This is a genomic window from Levilactobacillus brevis ATCC 14869 = DSM 20054 (assembly GCF_001433855.1).
In the GTDB taxonomy this organism is placed as follows: Bacteria; Bacillota; Bacilli; order Lactobacillales; family Lactobacillaceae; genus Levilactobacillus; species Levilactobacillus brevis.
This window is the reverse complement of sequence record NZ_AZCP01000001.1, coordinates 114,531-128,271: the sequence shown is the minus strand read 5'-3', so window position 1 is coordinate 128,271 and position 13,741 is coordinate 114,531. Positions and strand designations below refer to the sequence as shown.

13 protein-coding genes are annotated in these 13,741 nt (G+C 44.4%); 2 read left to right on the top strand and 11 right to left on the bottom strand.

Annotated features, from left to right (window positions below; translation table 11 throughout):
* Positions 1-39: 39 nt before the first annotated feature.
* From FC61_RS00800 to yjbM, 8 genes are all read right to left on the bottom strand, one after another.
* Positions 40-1,545: a glycosyltransferase gene (locus tag FC61_RS00800; protein ID WP_011668189.1), complete on the bottom strand. Its 1,506-nt coding sequence runs from the start codon at positions 1,543-1,545 to the stop codon at positions 40-42.
* Between the two features lie 28 nt (positions 1,546-1,573).
* Positions 1,574-3,097, bottom strand: a complete 1,524-nt coding sequence (gene asp1, locus FC61_RS00795; protein WP_021741806.1) for an accessory Sec system glycosyltransferase Asp1 — start codon at positions 3,095-3,097, stop codon at positions 1,574-1,576.
* A gap of 33 nt (positions 3,098-3,130) precedes the next feature.
* On the bottom strand, positions 3,131-3,337 hold the full coding sequence (locus FC61_RS00790; protein WP_021741807.1) for a hypothetical protein: 207 nt from the start codon (positions 3,335-3,337) through the stop codon (positions 3,131-3,133).
* A 428-nt stretch (positions 3,338-3,765) separates the two neighbouring features.
* Positions 3,766-4,122 carry a hypothetical protein gene (locus FC61_RS12525; protein WP_021741809.1) on the bottom strand — a complete coding sequence of 119 codons (357 nt, stop codon included), beginning with the start codon at positions 4,120-4,122 and terminating at the stop codon, positions 3,766-3,768.
* 31 nt (positions 4,123-4,153) lie between these two features.
* Complete coding sequence (locus tag FC61_RS12520) at positions 4,154-4,936, bottom strand: hypothetical protein (protein ID WP_021741810.1); 783 nt, start codon at positions 4,934-4,936, stop codon at positions 4,154-4,156.
* Positions 4,937-5,630: 694 nt separating this feature from the next.
* On the bottom strand, positions 5,631-6,530 hold the full coding sequence (locus tag FC61_RS00770; protein ID WP_042516744.1) for an RluA family pseudouridine synthase: 900 nt from the start codon (positions 6,528-6,530) through the stop codon (positions 5,631-5,633).
* Positions 6,527-7,330, bottom strand: a complete 804-nt coding sequence (locus tag FC61_RS00765) for an NAD kinase (RefSeq protein WP_021740943.1) — start codon at positions 7,328-7,330, stop codon at positions 6,527-6,529. Before FC61_RS00765 ends, FC61_RS00770 begins: the two co-directional genes overlap by 4 nt.
* Before the next feature lies 1 nt (position 7,331).
* Entirely contained in the window at positions 7,332-7,991 is a 660-nt protein-coding gene (gene yjbM, locus FC61_RS00760; RefSeq protein ID WP_011668198.1) for a GTP diphosphokinase, read from the bottom strand.
* A 326-nt stretch (positions 7,992-8,317) separates the two neighbouring features.
* Between yjbM and FC61_RS00755 the strand changes: the two genes are divergently transcribed.
* Both FC61_RS00755 and FC61_RS00750 read left to right on the top strand, forming a co-directional pair.
* A complete protein-coding gene (locus tag FC61_RS00755; protein WP_024526733.1) occupies positions 8,318-8,956 on the top strand; it encodes a ClpXP adapter SpxH family protein in 639 nt (212 codons plus the stop codon).
* Positions 8,957-9,118: 162 nt separating this feature from the next.
* Entirely contained in the window at positions 9,119-9,982 is an 864-nt protein-coding gene (locus FC61_RS00750; protein ID WP_021740939.1) for a DegV family protein, read from the top strand.
* Positions 9,983-10,035: 53 nt separating this feature from the next.
* On the opposite strand, the gene pepF is transcribed toward FC61_RS00750, so the two are convergent.
* From pepF to trmB, 3 genes are all read right to left on the bottom strand, one after another.
* Complete coding sequence (gene pepF, locus FC61_RS00745; protein ID WP_021740938.1) at positions 10,036-11,841, bottom strand: oligoendopeptidase F; 1,806 nt, start codon at positions 11,839-11,841, stop codon at positions 10,036-10,038.
* A gap of 66 nt (positions 11,842-11,907) precedes the next feature.
* Positions 11,908-13,002: a competence protein CoiA gene (locus FC61_RS00740; protein ID WP_021740937.1), complete on the bottom strand. Its 1,095-nt coding sequence runs from the start codon at positions 13,000-13,002 to the stop codon at positions 11,908-11,910.
* 126 nt (positions 13,003-13,128) lie between these two features.
* Positions 13,129-13,740: a tRNA (guanosine(46)-N7)-methyltransferase TrmB gene (gene trmB / locus FC61_RS00735; RefSeq protein ID WP_057717076.1), complete on the bottom strand. Its 612-nt coding sequence runs from the start codon at positions 13,738-13,740 to the stop codon at positions 13,129-13,131.
* Position 13,741: the final 1 nt, after the last annotated feature.

The window sequence follows — 13,741 nt, the reverse complement described above, 5'->3', positions numbered from 1 at the left end:
CCAAAGACAGAATCAATTAAAGCCACCACCATATTTTCTTTAGCCAAAGTAATCTAGTAATCTTTGCCACTTCTCAAAAACCGTATCTTCTGAATAACGCTTAGCATTCTCATAAGCTGCATCACTGTACTGGTTCAGTAACGACTGATCATCCAACAGCTTAATCATGGCCTCGGCCAATTGTTCTGGCTTGCCATCTTCCGTCAAAATACCGCTAACACCATCCTGAATAATATCACTTGGGCCGTACTTAACATCATTAGCAATCATCGCTACACCGTGGGACTGGGCTTCCAACAACATCAAAGAAAATCCCTCAGCGCGGCTTGGCAGCAAGCCAATTTGGGCACGATTATAGACGGCATTCACATCTGTTGTATAGCCCTTAAAGCTAATCACGTCATTCAATCCCGCATCTGCTACCTGTTGTTTTAATTGCTTTTCAATATCACCGTTAGCGTACCCCCACAGTTCCAGACGCGCATTCGGAAACTGTTCGCGAACTTTCGCAAAGGCTTGAATGGAATGATTTTGTTGCTTCTCTGGGGCCAACCGGGCCACGTGAACAATCAACCCCTTTTGTCGCTGTTCAAAGTCCTGATGCTTAGCCGCAATTTCCGCATCAGTCACATAGCCAACTGGAATGGTAAAGGCCGGGATGCTCTTACCAAAACGGTCTTCGATATCCTTGCTTTGTTCTGGTGTTGCAGAAATAACCGCATCCCACTTATCCCAATTATTCAAGGCATTCGTATAATTATTATTCAAGGTTGAGTGCAACATATCACTTGGATCGCTAACATGATCGTTATGCAGATGCAAGACCTTCTTTGCCGGCGTCTGCATGTGGAACAACCCCCAGTCACATTCCACTGTCCGGTCACAAATAAAGACATTGTCTTCACCATTCGCATTCAACTCATCGTAGAAAAATCGAGTTAAATCATTCATCCCTGTAAAAACCCAGCTTCCTTGATGGTAGTTAACAACCTTCCAAGAAATGCGTTCTTTACCCGTACGATCCAACAAGTGATTTTTCTCGATATGAACCTGACCATCAGGACCAAAGTACTGTTCTTGTGAGATCTTGCCATCCCAGTCAAAATACTGTTCTAGACACTTAAAACCTCGTACGTCCCACCAGGTCATCTTCAGTGTTCGACCATTGACGTCAAAGTACTGGATATTACTAATTTCTTCACTATTTTGACGGAAGTAAATAATCATCAGCATCTTTCCTTGGCTGAAAATCTGCAATTGATTATCTTTACGCGTGGAAGTGGTATTAACCGGTAGCGATAGATCATTCATCGTAAAAGTCTTTGTAGCCACATGCATACTGCCACAAAAGAATTCAAACAGATTAATAAAGTCTTCACGTGCAATACCCGACTGCTGTAAAACATTTTCTAATTTCATGGAAAACACACGTGTCACAATTTTAGCGGGGACATGATGCTTTTTAAACAGATCTAAGCGATTGATTTCTGCATGTTCAATCCCCGACTTAGAATATTGCATGTTATCGTTCAAGAAATAATACATACCAGATGTCTTCCCTTCTTAGGCAAATTTAAAATGAGGTTTTCAGATTACGTTGCCAACGATTCCAAACCTTACGGCGAGTCCATCGCGTATGCGCTGAGGTATACGCTGCCTTGCTAAAGTCAGCCAATAACTTATCATCATTAAATAAATCAACAATCTTTTCAGCCATTGCCAGACTCTGACCGGAATCAATCAAATAACCATTAACGCCTTCATCAATATATTCAGCCGGTCCATAGTTAAATCGATAACTAACGACTGGCAACCCATGCATCATTGCCTCAGCCATTGCAACTGGACCCCCGTCAGCAAAGGCCATGTTTACCAAAACCTGATAATGATCATATTCACTTTCAATACCTGGTGTGTAGTCATTCAAGGTAACATTATGTTCCAGATTTAATTCAGTAATTAGCTTTTGCATATCTTCCAAATACTTAGGATCACCATATCCAAACAGAGTAAAGGTAGCAGCTGGCACACGATCCTTAACTAGAGAAAACATCCGCAGTAATTGATCAATCCGTTTATCTTGTGCGATCCGACCAACGTAAAGTAAACTATGCCGTTTACGCTGGTCCGGTGTAACCTGATCATCAGCCTCTTTGGATAACGGCAAAGTTGTCGCCGCCGGCATCGCAAAAATATTGGCAGTCGGATAACGCACCGAGAGATGTTCTGCTTGTTGGACCGTAGCAGTAATAAACCCATCAAAATGCTTAAAGTGCTCAAAGGCCGGCTGTAAGAAGCCATCCAAATCCGCGTGAACTGGATCATTCGGATTAACAGCATGATTGATTGGAATGTATACATACTTACGGGAAGCGTCATCTAACGCTAAGAGCGGTTTAACTCCGGTCCCTGGTCGATCACTAATGAAGGTAGTCGTCCCTTCAGCTTGTTTACTCAATTCTTTTAAGAAAAAGACGAACAGATCGTCACTGTTTTGGAAGAAGCGATCTCCCTCACCGTGATAATTCTTTAAAATCACTCGTGATAGTAGTGGATTGCCTTGAGTATCTGGTGCATAGTATTCTTCCAGCACATTTTTACCAGTTGGTGTGTAATACCGTTGCATAATTAATTTGCCATTCTGCCCAAAGTATTGCGTCGCTGACTTGAATCCTCGCCAGTCCCATAGATCTGTTTCAATTCGATTACCTTGGGGATCAAAAAATTCTTGATAAAACACTCGCCCAATAGTGCCGGGAATGAAGCCCACATTTTCAACCAATGTATCTCCATTAGACACTTGACTATAATTCGCACCGACTGAGATTTCATAGTCAATTGGTAAATGAATGTCGTCGGCTTTCAAAAAAACAGATTGTTTTAAATCCGTCGCTTCCTGAAAATAATCAAACATGTTTATCACTTGCTCATCTGTCAGACTAAAGTCAGTAATCGTTCGATGCAGCAAACGATCATAAATCTTTGTGACAATCTTAGCTGGTTGCTTATAGTGCGTAAATAGTTTCACCCGATTAATCGCAGTGTGTTCTACACTAGAATTCTTTTGCAGAATGTATTCATTAATAAAATAAAACACGGCCTAACACTCCTCTTCATAGTTATTGAGCGCTTACTTTTTTTCCCAAGGATATTTGCCATCTTTGTCTTTAGGGGTGTTCTTCATCATATGCTCTGTTCTTTTATCTAGCCGTTTACGTGTTTTCTTCTTGTTCTTGAAGCGCACAAACAGTACTAACCCACCAAAGATGACGTAAGGCGACATTCGAATGGCAAATTGAACCTTCTTATAGGCGAAAATGCTCGTCAGAATAATCATGGCTTAATCCTTTCCTTAATACGTATAGTTATAGTAATTAATCCGGATAAGAAATGCTCACAGTCATCAATTCTCGTACGGAAGTGATCATGTCGGGCAAAAAAACCACCAACAAACTTATATGGTACATAAAAATACATGGCTAATTCTGGCTGGAAGCTTCCCGTTGCCAGCTCATATTCAACTCGATACTTCCAAATTCTTCGTAATCGAATTAAATCATACGTCTCTAACAAATCATCGTTGCCCGTAAGCCTGATGATATCCGTCATCTTCACAGCAACATTCATTAGCTCCAACGGCGTTGGATATGACGTATCTCGCTTCGTAATAAAATCTAGGTGACTAAAAACATTCTTAAGGCCCAACTTCATATACTCTCGATTATTCGGAAAAATCTGCAAGGACTCATTTACTACATAAGATATCTAATGGTCATGATATTTGCCATAATCATTATCAACCATGAAGTCTAAAGATTGCTTAACCATTTTTAAGACCTGTTTATCTTGAGTGAGTTCGTAGAGCCGGGCCAATGCGAATGTAATCTCACCCTCATAATAAATAATCCGAAACTCATCTTTGACCGTTAAATCAGTATTTAATACATGATTATAGCGCCCAGACTTTTGACGGAAGAACACAACTGCATTGAATGCTTCCATAAGTCGCCGTAAAAAACTAGCATCTTTTGTGACCTCCTGATACTTACATAGGGCCAAAATAAGCATTGCTTGGGCGCCAAGCTTAATTTCATCGGTTCCCTGTTTCCGTTTTTCTACCACAAACAACAATGGCTTTTTTTCATGCTGGTGATTAATCTATCCCCCATTGTAGCGTTTTCTTAGCTCGTCTAGTATCCTCATAGTTTCCAGTAAAATCAATCGCTTCCAATAATGCATATACTGAGGAAAAATGTCGAACACTATTATAATTGCTTAAAATCCGCTGAAGTCCCGGATAATATCCGTAAATAAACTTACCGTCTTCTTTGATTTGCCAAGTCAAGAAATCCTCACCTGCTACTAAGTAAGACTGTAATTCCTTTTTAGGATTTTCTAAGCGTCGTACTCCCTTTTCCGCTGTCTCTGTATCATTTAACACCCAAATCTGCTCACCATCAGAAAAGATACCAGAAGTCGTAAATAGCCAAACATACTCGCTGCTTTCAATATCAAAACTTAGTTGTCCATTTCGCCGTCTCAGATACTTAGTAACTTGCTGATAATCAATCCACGACTCCGAACGTCCTTTACCTACAACGTGGCCCTTACCTGGTTTAAAGAACTCGTGTCCGTTGATTTCCATCTCTAAAAGGGCCGTTTTAAAATCTGCATCAAAGCTAACACCTTGCCGCCAGTAATTCATCCGTGTCATCTCATGTAAAATTCGTTCTAACTGAGCGCGCCGTTTTCTTTGAACCGAATGGATGATTTCAATTCTAATCCAAATATTCTGCGGTGCTTTCGCTAATAGCCCTTCAATCGGTTCCCAAGCACGCTTAAAGCTCACCGCACGAATAAATTTTACATCAGCTCGGTGCCGTCGATCGGAAATAGATACCGCTAACGTAACGCTGTCAGTTGCATGATCCTTCATATTTTCTAGTTTTCCATAGTCGATTTAAAGTCTTTTATTACGCTTTTCTTCATACCGGTTATTACCACCAACGCGAACCTTCGTCGACCATTGGACAGCCATCCACCTAGTCAGATGGCAACCCCTTTTACATGGCTTATCAATCAGCTTTTTTGTTCATTGCTCGTATAAATTTATATTAGCATAGTTTTACTCTACATACTAACGCAGCTGCAAAATAGCCTTGTCAAATTATTATTACTTAAAATCTGATTTATCACAACCATATTATCAAAACTAGTGAAAAATACGCGATTACGAGATTCTTATTCAAACTGGTGTCTCTTTCATTATGTTGTTTTTTAATTTAATTCAGTATTTACTAAAAAATGCATCATTTTTTAAAATGAAATTTAAAAGACCTATTTATCCCAATTACCTCTAGCCACGAGAATTGCATTATGCTCACATTTAACGATATGTGTGATTTTAACATTTCAACATTAATCCACCCATAAACACGAAAATGGCCACGCAATTAAGCATGACCTTTTTCGCTAGTAGCTCACTGACTACTCTTTCTTTTTGGTTATTGATCATCGTCGCGTTTCCGGCGTTTACCATCAATAAGCCGCCATGAACCAGCACTAATTGCTGAAAGTGCCGCAGCTAGCGGAACTCCAGTTTTACCCAGCTCCACCTTTTTTAGAGTTAATCAACTATCAAATTCTTGAGAAATAACTCGCGCCATATCATCTGGCAACGGGGCATAACAGGTTACCCACTTACCCGCAAATGGCTGAAAAAACTGCACGCGGGCACAGTGCAGCGCTTGGCGCTGAATCCACGGATTAGTTGGTCGCCCGTACAACCAGTCCCCTAATAAGGGGTGCCCCGCGTTTGCACAATGCACCCGGATCTGATGCGTTCGCCCCGTATGCAGCTTGACCGCCAATAGACTTGCCGTTGCTGACGTTGCTCGCACCCATACCTCCGTTTCAGCAGCTCGTCCATCCGGTCTAACCGTCCGTTTAATAAAGGACCCTGCTTCGCGCCCAATCGGTCCCGTCAACTGCTGATGAGCCGGCATCATCCGACCACTTGCCACCGCAACATAACGCTTATCAATTTGTTTCAGTTTTAATTGCTTATCTAACACTGAGTGGGCAAAGTGGTGTTTGGCAAATAACACCACGCCACTCGTATCTCGATCCAATCGTGTAACAATATGGGTCACCGTACTTGGCGCTTGAATCGTCATCAGATGCCCTTTGACCCGATTCGCTAACGTATCCTCTGAATAGAGGTGCGAGGGCACTGACGCCATCCCTGCTGGCTTATTGACGACCAGAAAGTGCTCATCTTCATACAGAATATCTAAAGGCGCAAACGACGGCGTCACGTGCGGGTTATCTGGCTCTGGTGGTAATTGCAATCCAACCACTTGCCCTGGCGTAGCCATCGCAATCACCCGCACCGGTTGACCATCCAACGTTACCACACCACCATGGAACTTCACCTGTTTTAAAAAAGTCCGCGTGACACCGTGGGCCATTAACACGGTCCGCACGTGCACGGGACTTTCACCAGTGACTTGCCATTCAAATGTCATCATGCGTTCTCCCTCCCAATAAAGGAAGATTCCACACGTTGCCAGAAATGCGTATGCCGATACTCCGCAAAGGCAATCCGCTGCCGGGCAATTCGGTACGTAATGGCCTTGATCGGTCGGCCCTCGATTCCCAACTGATCACACATCAACACGTTGTCAGTCGGATCAGCCGGCTCGATACGAATCCACTCATCCGCCGGAATAATCAAAGGCGATCCCAACGTCCGGAAAACCAAATTATTAATAGAGGCAATCTCGGCCATCTGAACGGCATTAAACCGTGGGTTCAACACCGCACCACCGACTGATTTATTATAAGCCGTCGAACCAGTTGGCGTCGAGATACACAAACCGTCTCCTCGAAAACTTTCGAATAACTCATCCTTAATATAGACATCAGCAACCATTGTCCCCGAGACTTTCTTGATAGTTGACTCATTTAGCGCCAATGCTTGATCTGGGTGGGTACCATCCGCATACTCTACCTGTATCGTCAACAACGGGTAGCTCACGCTTTGACCGTTGTCTTGCGCCAGACTATCAATTAACTCTTGAACCTCATAGTCGCGCCAGTCCGTATAAAAGCCGAGGTGCCCCGTATGTATCCCAACAAAGCGAACCTTATCTAGCCGGTCATTGTAGTGATGAAAGGCCGACAATAATGTCCCATCGCCACCAACCGTTACGACCACATCAGGGTCCAAACTATCAATCGGAACGCCTGCTGCTGTTAAACCTTTTTGTAAAGCGGTCGCCACCTTTTGAGAGGACAACCCATTATTACTAAAAATGGAAACCTTCATATCATTCTTCCTTGCTTGGCCGTGCCGGCGAACCGGTGGTGCCATCATCATGTTTGGGGGTATACTGCTGTGCTTCTTGGATCTCTTCACGAATTTCAGACATTTCCGTATCCAGCTTAAACGCTGCTTCGGCTGCGCGCTGCAGTCGATCACTTAACGCCTTAGGAAACGCACCTTGGTACTTATAATTTAACGAATGTTCAATCGTTGCCCAAAAATTCATGGCCAACGTTCGCACCTGAATTTCAGCCAAGATCTTTTTTTCACCGGACACCAGTTGAACCGGATACTCAATAACAATATGGTAAGAACGGTATCCACTTGGTTTTTCATTGTGGATGTAATCCCGTTCCTCTAAAATCGTTAGGTCAGTCCGGCGTCGCAAAAGATCAACTACTTGATAAATATCTTCGACAAATTGACACATGATACGCAAGCCCGCAATGTCTTGCATATCTTGTTCCAACCGTTCTTCTGCAACGTGTCGTCGGGACATCTTTTCCTTAATACTAGCGATTGGCTTAACTCGGCCCGTCACAAATTCAATCGGTGGTCGCTCACTTTGATTCTCAAATTGTTTACGAATACCACGTAGCTTTACTTTCAGCTCGCTCACGGCCTGTTGATAGGGTAATAAAAATTGATCCCAATTGGTTACCATACTGACTATCCCCCAACTTTAATTACACGTTCCATCTTACGATTCTACCATATTTTAACCAGAATCGAGAGTAATTACCTCAACGACTTGTGGTTTTCTTCACTAATTATGCATTCGTCACGCCCCTTCATTTTTACAAGGCGTTTAGCTTTACCTATCTGGAAAAATGTTGCATGATTAGGTTGCGTTTTAAACGAGTAAGTTACTAACAAACAAATGTTCCGAGTTGCTATTTTTTGAAATTTTGCTAATGTAGTGGTATTGTTATTTTTTGGTTGGTCACCTTCGTTCGTCACCAACCAGGATGGATATTAGGAGGAAGCAATGTGTTAGAAGTCTATTTGTTCGTTAACCCATTGGGCGCACCGTGTATGCGTTCCGAACAAAACATTATGAAGTTAGCGGCGCGTCTTAATAGCAAGGTATCCTTTCAGTTCGTGCCCCTGTTGACACAACAGGTGGTGGCACGATCACTTCCGGCACAGCCCACTTTAGCTGAGCGTAATGCCCAGTTCAAGGTTCATTATAATGCTATTTTGGCTTATAAAGCGGCGTTATTTCAAGGTAAACGCAAAGGCCGTGATTTTCTACTTAAGATGCAAACAGCCGTTGTTGCGGATCATCAACAGTTCTCGACTGATTTAGCCTTATCTTTAGCTCAAGCCTGTCATTTGGATATTGATATGTTTAAGGAAGATTGTTCTTCTGACCTAGCCAAGCAGGCATTCAAGACCGATCAGAAGTTGGCTGCTGAAATGAAGATTACCCAATCTCCTTCGGCCGTTATCTTCAATTGTGATGTTTCTCAATGCGGATTACTGCTAAATGACGTGACTTACGAAGCACTCTGTGAAGTCTGCGAAAGCCAAGGAATTGCGACAAAACAATCCTTGATGGCTGAACCAACTTATGCACCAAACTTAGGTTCAACCACCACTTTACAGCCTAATTTGCACGTTCTCTAAGTTTAATCAATGCTCACCACTAGCTATTACCAGACAGCTAGTGGTGTTTTTTTGGTCAAAAAATAGTATTATTTCGCGTTTATCCTGAAGAAAAATACGCAAATGATAATCAATATGGTATGATTGACCCAACTATTTTTTGAAGAACAAAGGGGAACGTCTATGCCAACCGCTATCGTCACGGACACTGCCGCGTATTTAACCGCTGAGCAGGTCGCACAGTACCACATTACAGTTCTGCCGATTACCGTTATTTTGGGCGACCACCAGTATCCTGAATCCGAACTCAGCCTCGCCACTTTCTACGACTACTTGAAAACCAATCAAGAACTCCCAACGACTGCGCAAGTCTCCTTAGGCCAAATTGAAACTGCCTATGATCGGTTGGCTGCAGCTGGTTTTGATGAGATTATTTCGATTCACCTTTCGAGTGGGATTACGTCATTTATGAGTAACCTCAAGATGTTTTGCCAAACCTACACAAAGGCCAAGATATATCCGGTTGACTCACTCGTTGCCAGCGCTGGCGAAGCTAATCTTTGTCTTCTGGCTGGTCAAATGATTGCCAATGGTGACTCTGCCAGTGAAATTGTTCCCGAATTAGAGAATCTCCGCGATACCATGCACGTTTATTTCGCGGTTGACAACCTCAGTCATCTGGCGCGAACAGGACGACTAACCAACCGCTCCGCTATGATTGGCAACCTGTTAAATATCAAGCCCCTATTGACCTTTAATGACACCGGTCAAATCATTGCGATTGGCAAGGAGCGCACTATGCGCAAAGCCTTTAACTACATGCTTGCTAAGCTGAAAGCTACTTTACAGCAAGTCGATTATCCACTCGTCGTGACAGTTATCAATGCGAATAATCCTGAACTGGGCGCTCAGTGGACCGCCACGCTCACTGACCAATTCCCCGAAGTCCGACTTGTTCAAAGCCAGCTCGGACCAGCTATTAGCGTGCACACCGGTGAAAAAACTATGGGGTTAATTTGGCAACGTGACTGGTTGCCTACTGATTAATCCCTAAAAACACGACCCTCCGAAACGGAGTGGTCGTGTTTTTAGTCGATCTGTTAGTTTAATTCATGCGCCAATTGCGTGAATTCTGCCAAGCGCTCGTCGAACGTTGCAAAAGCCGTCTGCAAATAGCCCGGTTGCGTCATATCGACGCCCGCTTGTTTCATCACATCAAGTGGTAAGGCAGAACTGCCCGCCTTTAGATAGGCCAAGTAGGCATCCCGCTTTGCCTCGTCACCACTCAAAATCCGTTGCGATAACGTCGTGGCCGCCGCAAACCCGGTTGCGTACTGGTACACATAGTAGTCATAGTAGAAATGTGGAATTCGGGTCCATTCATCAGCGATTTGTGGATCGGAAATCACCCCATCACCGTAATAACGCTGATTAAGTTTGCCGTAGAAATCACTCATGAAGTCAGCCGTCAGAGTTTCGCCAGCGGCATCCTGTTGGTGAATGTAGTCCTCAAATTCTGCGAACTGCGTCTGACGGTATACCGTGCCTTTAAAGCCATCCAGATAATGGTTTAATACATAAGCTCGCACCTTGGGGTCAGTCTGGGTTTTCAACAGGTAGTCCGTCAGCAAGTTTTCATTCGTTGTCGAGGCAATTTCCGCAACAAAGATTGAATAATCACCATACTGGTACGGTTGATTTGTCCGAGTGTAATGGCTATGCATGCTGTGTCCCATCTCATGAACCAACGTGAACAAGCTTTCCAAGCTATCTTGCCAATTCAACAAAATATACGGTTTGGTATCATACATCCCGCCTGAGTAAGCGCCCGTTCGCTTACCCTGATTTTCAACCACATCAATTGCCCGGCCATCAAACATCTTTTGAACATTGGCAATGTAATCCGGTCCCAAAACTGCTAGTGCCTTTAACGCCATCTCTTGTGCTTCTTGGTAGGTATATTTCAAGCTGGGTTCACCCGTAATTGGCGTATACAGGTCGTACATGTGCAGTTGCGGCAAGGCCAAAATCTCTTTGCGCAAATTAACATAGCGATGCAGCGAGTCTAAATGATCATTGACTGTTTCCACCAAGGTATCATAGACCACTGCTGGCACATTATTGCGACTCATTGCGGCCGCTCTGGCACTCGCATAGTGACGCGTCTCAGCGCTAAAATTATGCGTTTTGACTTCACTCGCCAAGGTTGCAGCAAAGGTATGTCGGAATTGTTGATAAACCGAATATAATGCTTCAAAGGCCTGCTGCCGCACCCGTGGTGTTGTGGATTGTAGCAAAACACCATACAGTCCTTCTGACAGTCGCACATCGTTGCCGGCCTCGTCTTGAACAACTGGAAACTTTAGATCAGCATCACTCAGCACACTATAAGTTTTAGCAGATGCACCAAAGATATCACTAGCCCCCGCTAACAATTTTTCCTCCGCCACTGACAGCGTATGTGCCCGCTGCTGGCCCAATACGTCAAACACATGCTGATAATCTGCCAGCCGGGGGTCGTTATCAATCAGCGTTTGCAGCTGATCCGCTGACAAGGCCAATACCTCAGGTTCAAACCAAGCCGTGGCGGCACCCACAGTTGCCACCAAGCTCTCGGCCTGCCCCATTAATGCTTGGGCCGCAGCATTGCCGGTATCCTGATCATTGTTTAAAGACGCATAGACGTATACCCGCTCCAACTGGCGATTCAAATCAAATACCGCCGTCGTGACACGATATAACGCGGCCCCACTTTGGGCCAATTGTCCCTTCAAGCCGGCCACAACCGTTGTTTGCGCTTTAATCGCGGCAATTGCGGTCTTAAAAGCTACCTCGTCGGGAAAAATAGTTGTCAGGTCCCAAGTCAGTGCCGTGGGAACCTCTGATCGTTTCGGAATTTGTTTCACCTTTTCTCATCCTCCTTTAAGATTGCATAGAGATAGTTTACCACTTTCAAGCTAACATTAGGTGAACTAGCATCCATTTTTCTCATCATTTTCTAACCAATCAGTATAATCACGCGCCCATTCGAGATGACCACACACGTGCCATCCCTGCGTCGTGGGGCGCAAAATGCCAGCTTGCGTGAGAAGTGCTAATAATTTTCGTTGTTCTTGCCGAAAAGCTGACTGACCATCAAATCGAACGGCAGTGGTCTGACCGTTGACCAGTAACAAGGCCCGTTGACTTAATTCGGCTAGGGTCAAAAACGTCATATCTACCTGTTCTTCAATCCACGTAGTTAAGACGATTCGCCACAAGATCAATCCCTGACCAAAAATTGGGACCGTTAAGGTCGTTGTCATCAAACAACCTGGGAAGCCGGCGACTTGGTGTCCCGTTAAATAAAGGGCCTCTTGAATCGGTCGTAAAGTTGGCGTAGCACGCCGTAATGCCTGATTAAGGTAAGATCGATACTGTTTTTGCCCAAGGTTTCGAACAACAGTGGTGCATGGGGTGGGCCCTGCCACTAACTCAGACAGCGTCGTTATCCACGCTGTTTCATTAATGTAAGCCCCAGTTGCTGTTTGGCGTAAGTGATGGACTACCCGTAATCGATTCTGGTCAACTTCCCAGAATAACAGACAAAGGTCCCATCCCGTTAACCAGCAGGCAAAGCGCTCAATTAACCGCCAATTCAATTTTTGTTGGGCATACCGGCTTCCCAGTAGCCAAAATGGGTAACAGGCTATACGTCGGTAGCCAGCTGTTCGTTGTGCAACTGCCTCGCGACTGATGGGACTACACTGAAACTCCAAAGCCACTGGCTGAGGTACGTCCAACCACCCATCTGCACGTTGCTGAATGGCCGGTAAAACACGCTCTAATGTCACCGGTCCCCAGTCCGAAAAGAAGGTAGCTAGCTGACGCTTGCCCAACAGGTGTTGGCGCGTCTCCCCTTCGCCAGCTAAATGGCAAGGCGCTTGGGGGTGATGTGCAAAGTATGGTGGGATCTGTGACCCATGGCGTAATACCACCGGTTGCTGGCAAGCAGGACACCGATAATCAAGTCCCCGAGTTGCCTCGCTGGCATCGATCAAGCCAGACATATGCGCCGCAATTAACATGAAGCATCCCTCCTCTACGAGTAAATCCGCAAAGAATAGCCACTAACCTGTAAAAGGGCGTCATTCCAACTAGATTTTAAAGACACAAAAAGTCCGGGCCATTTGACCCGAACTTCCACTTAAATATTAGTTGTTGGTTGGAAAGCGGGCAATCACCTGATAGATTGGCCCTTTCTTGGAAAACTTTTGCTCATATTCCGTTTGAATATCCTCAACGCCGTCGGTAGCTGCATGTAAATCCAGCCATACGCCTTCAAACACCATGCCAAAATTGTTCAGGCTACCCAAAGAATATTCAAATAGGCCCCGGTTATCCGTCTTGAATTGTAATTGCCCCTCTGGCTGTAACACATCCGCATAATGCGCCAAAAAGACTGGTGATGTTAGCCGTCGTTTCGTATGTCGTTTCTTGGGCCACGGATCGGAGAAATTCAAGTAAAGTCCTGCGACCTCGCCAGCTTCAAAGAAAGTATTAATGGCTTCACCATCCGTATGCACCAACTGGATGTTGGTTAAGCCACTATTGACGACACCCTTCAAAGCGACCGCAATCACAGACGTTTGAATTTCAATCCCAATAAAATTGCGATCTGGGTGCTGACGGGCCATTTCAATGATAAATTGCCCCTTACCAGTACCAATTTCCACGAATAACGGTTGGTTACTTGGAAAACGACTTTGCCAATTTCCCTTTAATGGTTCTGGCTCCACCACCAACCGGTCCAAATGATCGGCCATA

What these genes read in the sequence shown, in the direction of transcription:
- trmB (WP_057717076.1), bottom strand. Translation starts at nt 13,740, where the DNA reads ATGGCCGATCATTTGGACCGGTTGGTGGTGGAGCCAGAACCATTAAAG.
- FC61_RS00790 (WP_021741807.1), bottom strand. Translation starts at nt 3,337, where the DNA reads ATGATTATTCTGACGAGCATTTTCGCCTATAAGAAGGTTCAATTTGCC.
- FC61_RS00800 (WP_011668189.1), bottom strand. Translation starts at nt 1,545, where the DNA reads ATGTATTATTTCTTGAACGATAACATGCAATATTCTAAGTCGGGGATT.
- FC61_RS00765 (WP_021740943.1), bottom strand. Translation starts at nt 7,330, where the DNA reads ATGAAGGTTTCCATTTTTAGTAATAATGGGTTGTCCTCTCAAAAGGTG.
- FC61_RS12520 (WP_021741810.1), bottom strand. Translation starts at nt 4,936, where the DNA reads ATGAAGGATCATGCAACTGACAGCGTTACGTTAGCGGTATCTATTTCC.
- FC61_RS00750 (WP_021740939.1), top strand. Translation starts at nt 9,119, where the DNA reads ATGCCAACCGCTATCGTCACGGACACTGCCGCGTATTTAACCGCTGAG.
- yjbM (WP_011668198.1), bottom strand. Translation starts at nt 7,991, where the DNA reads ATGGTAACCAATTGGGATCAATTTTTATTACCCTATCAACAGGCCGTG.
- FC61_RS00740 (WP_021740937.1), bottom strand. Translation starts at nt 13,002, where the DNA reads ATGTTAATTGCGGCGCATATGTCTGGCTTGATCGATGCCAGCGAGGCA.
- FC61_RS00770 (WP_042516744.1), bottom strand. Translation starts at nt 6,530, where the DNA reads ATGATGACATTTGAATGGCAAGTCACTGGTGAAAGTCCCGTGCACGTG.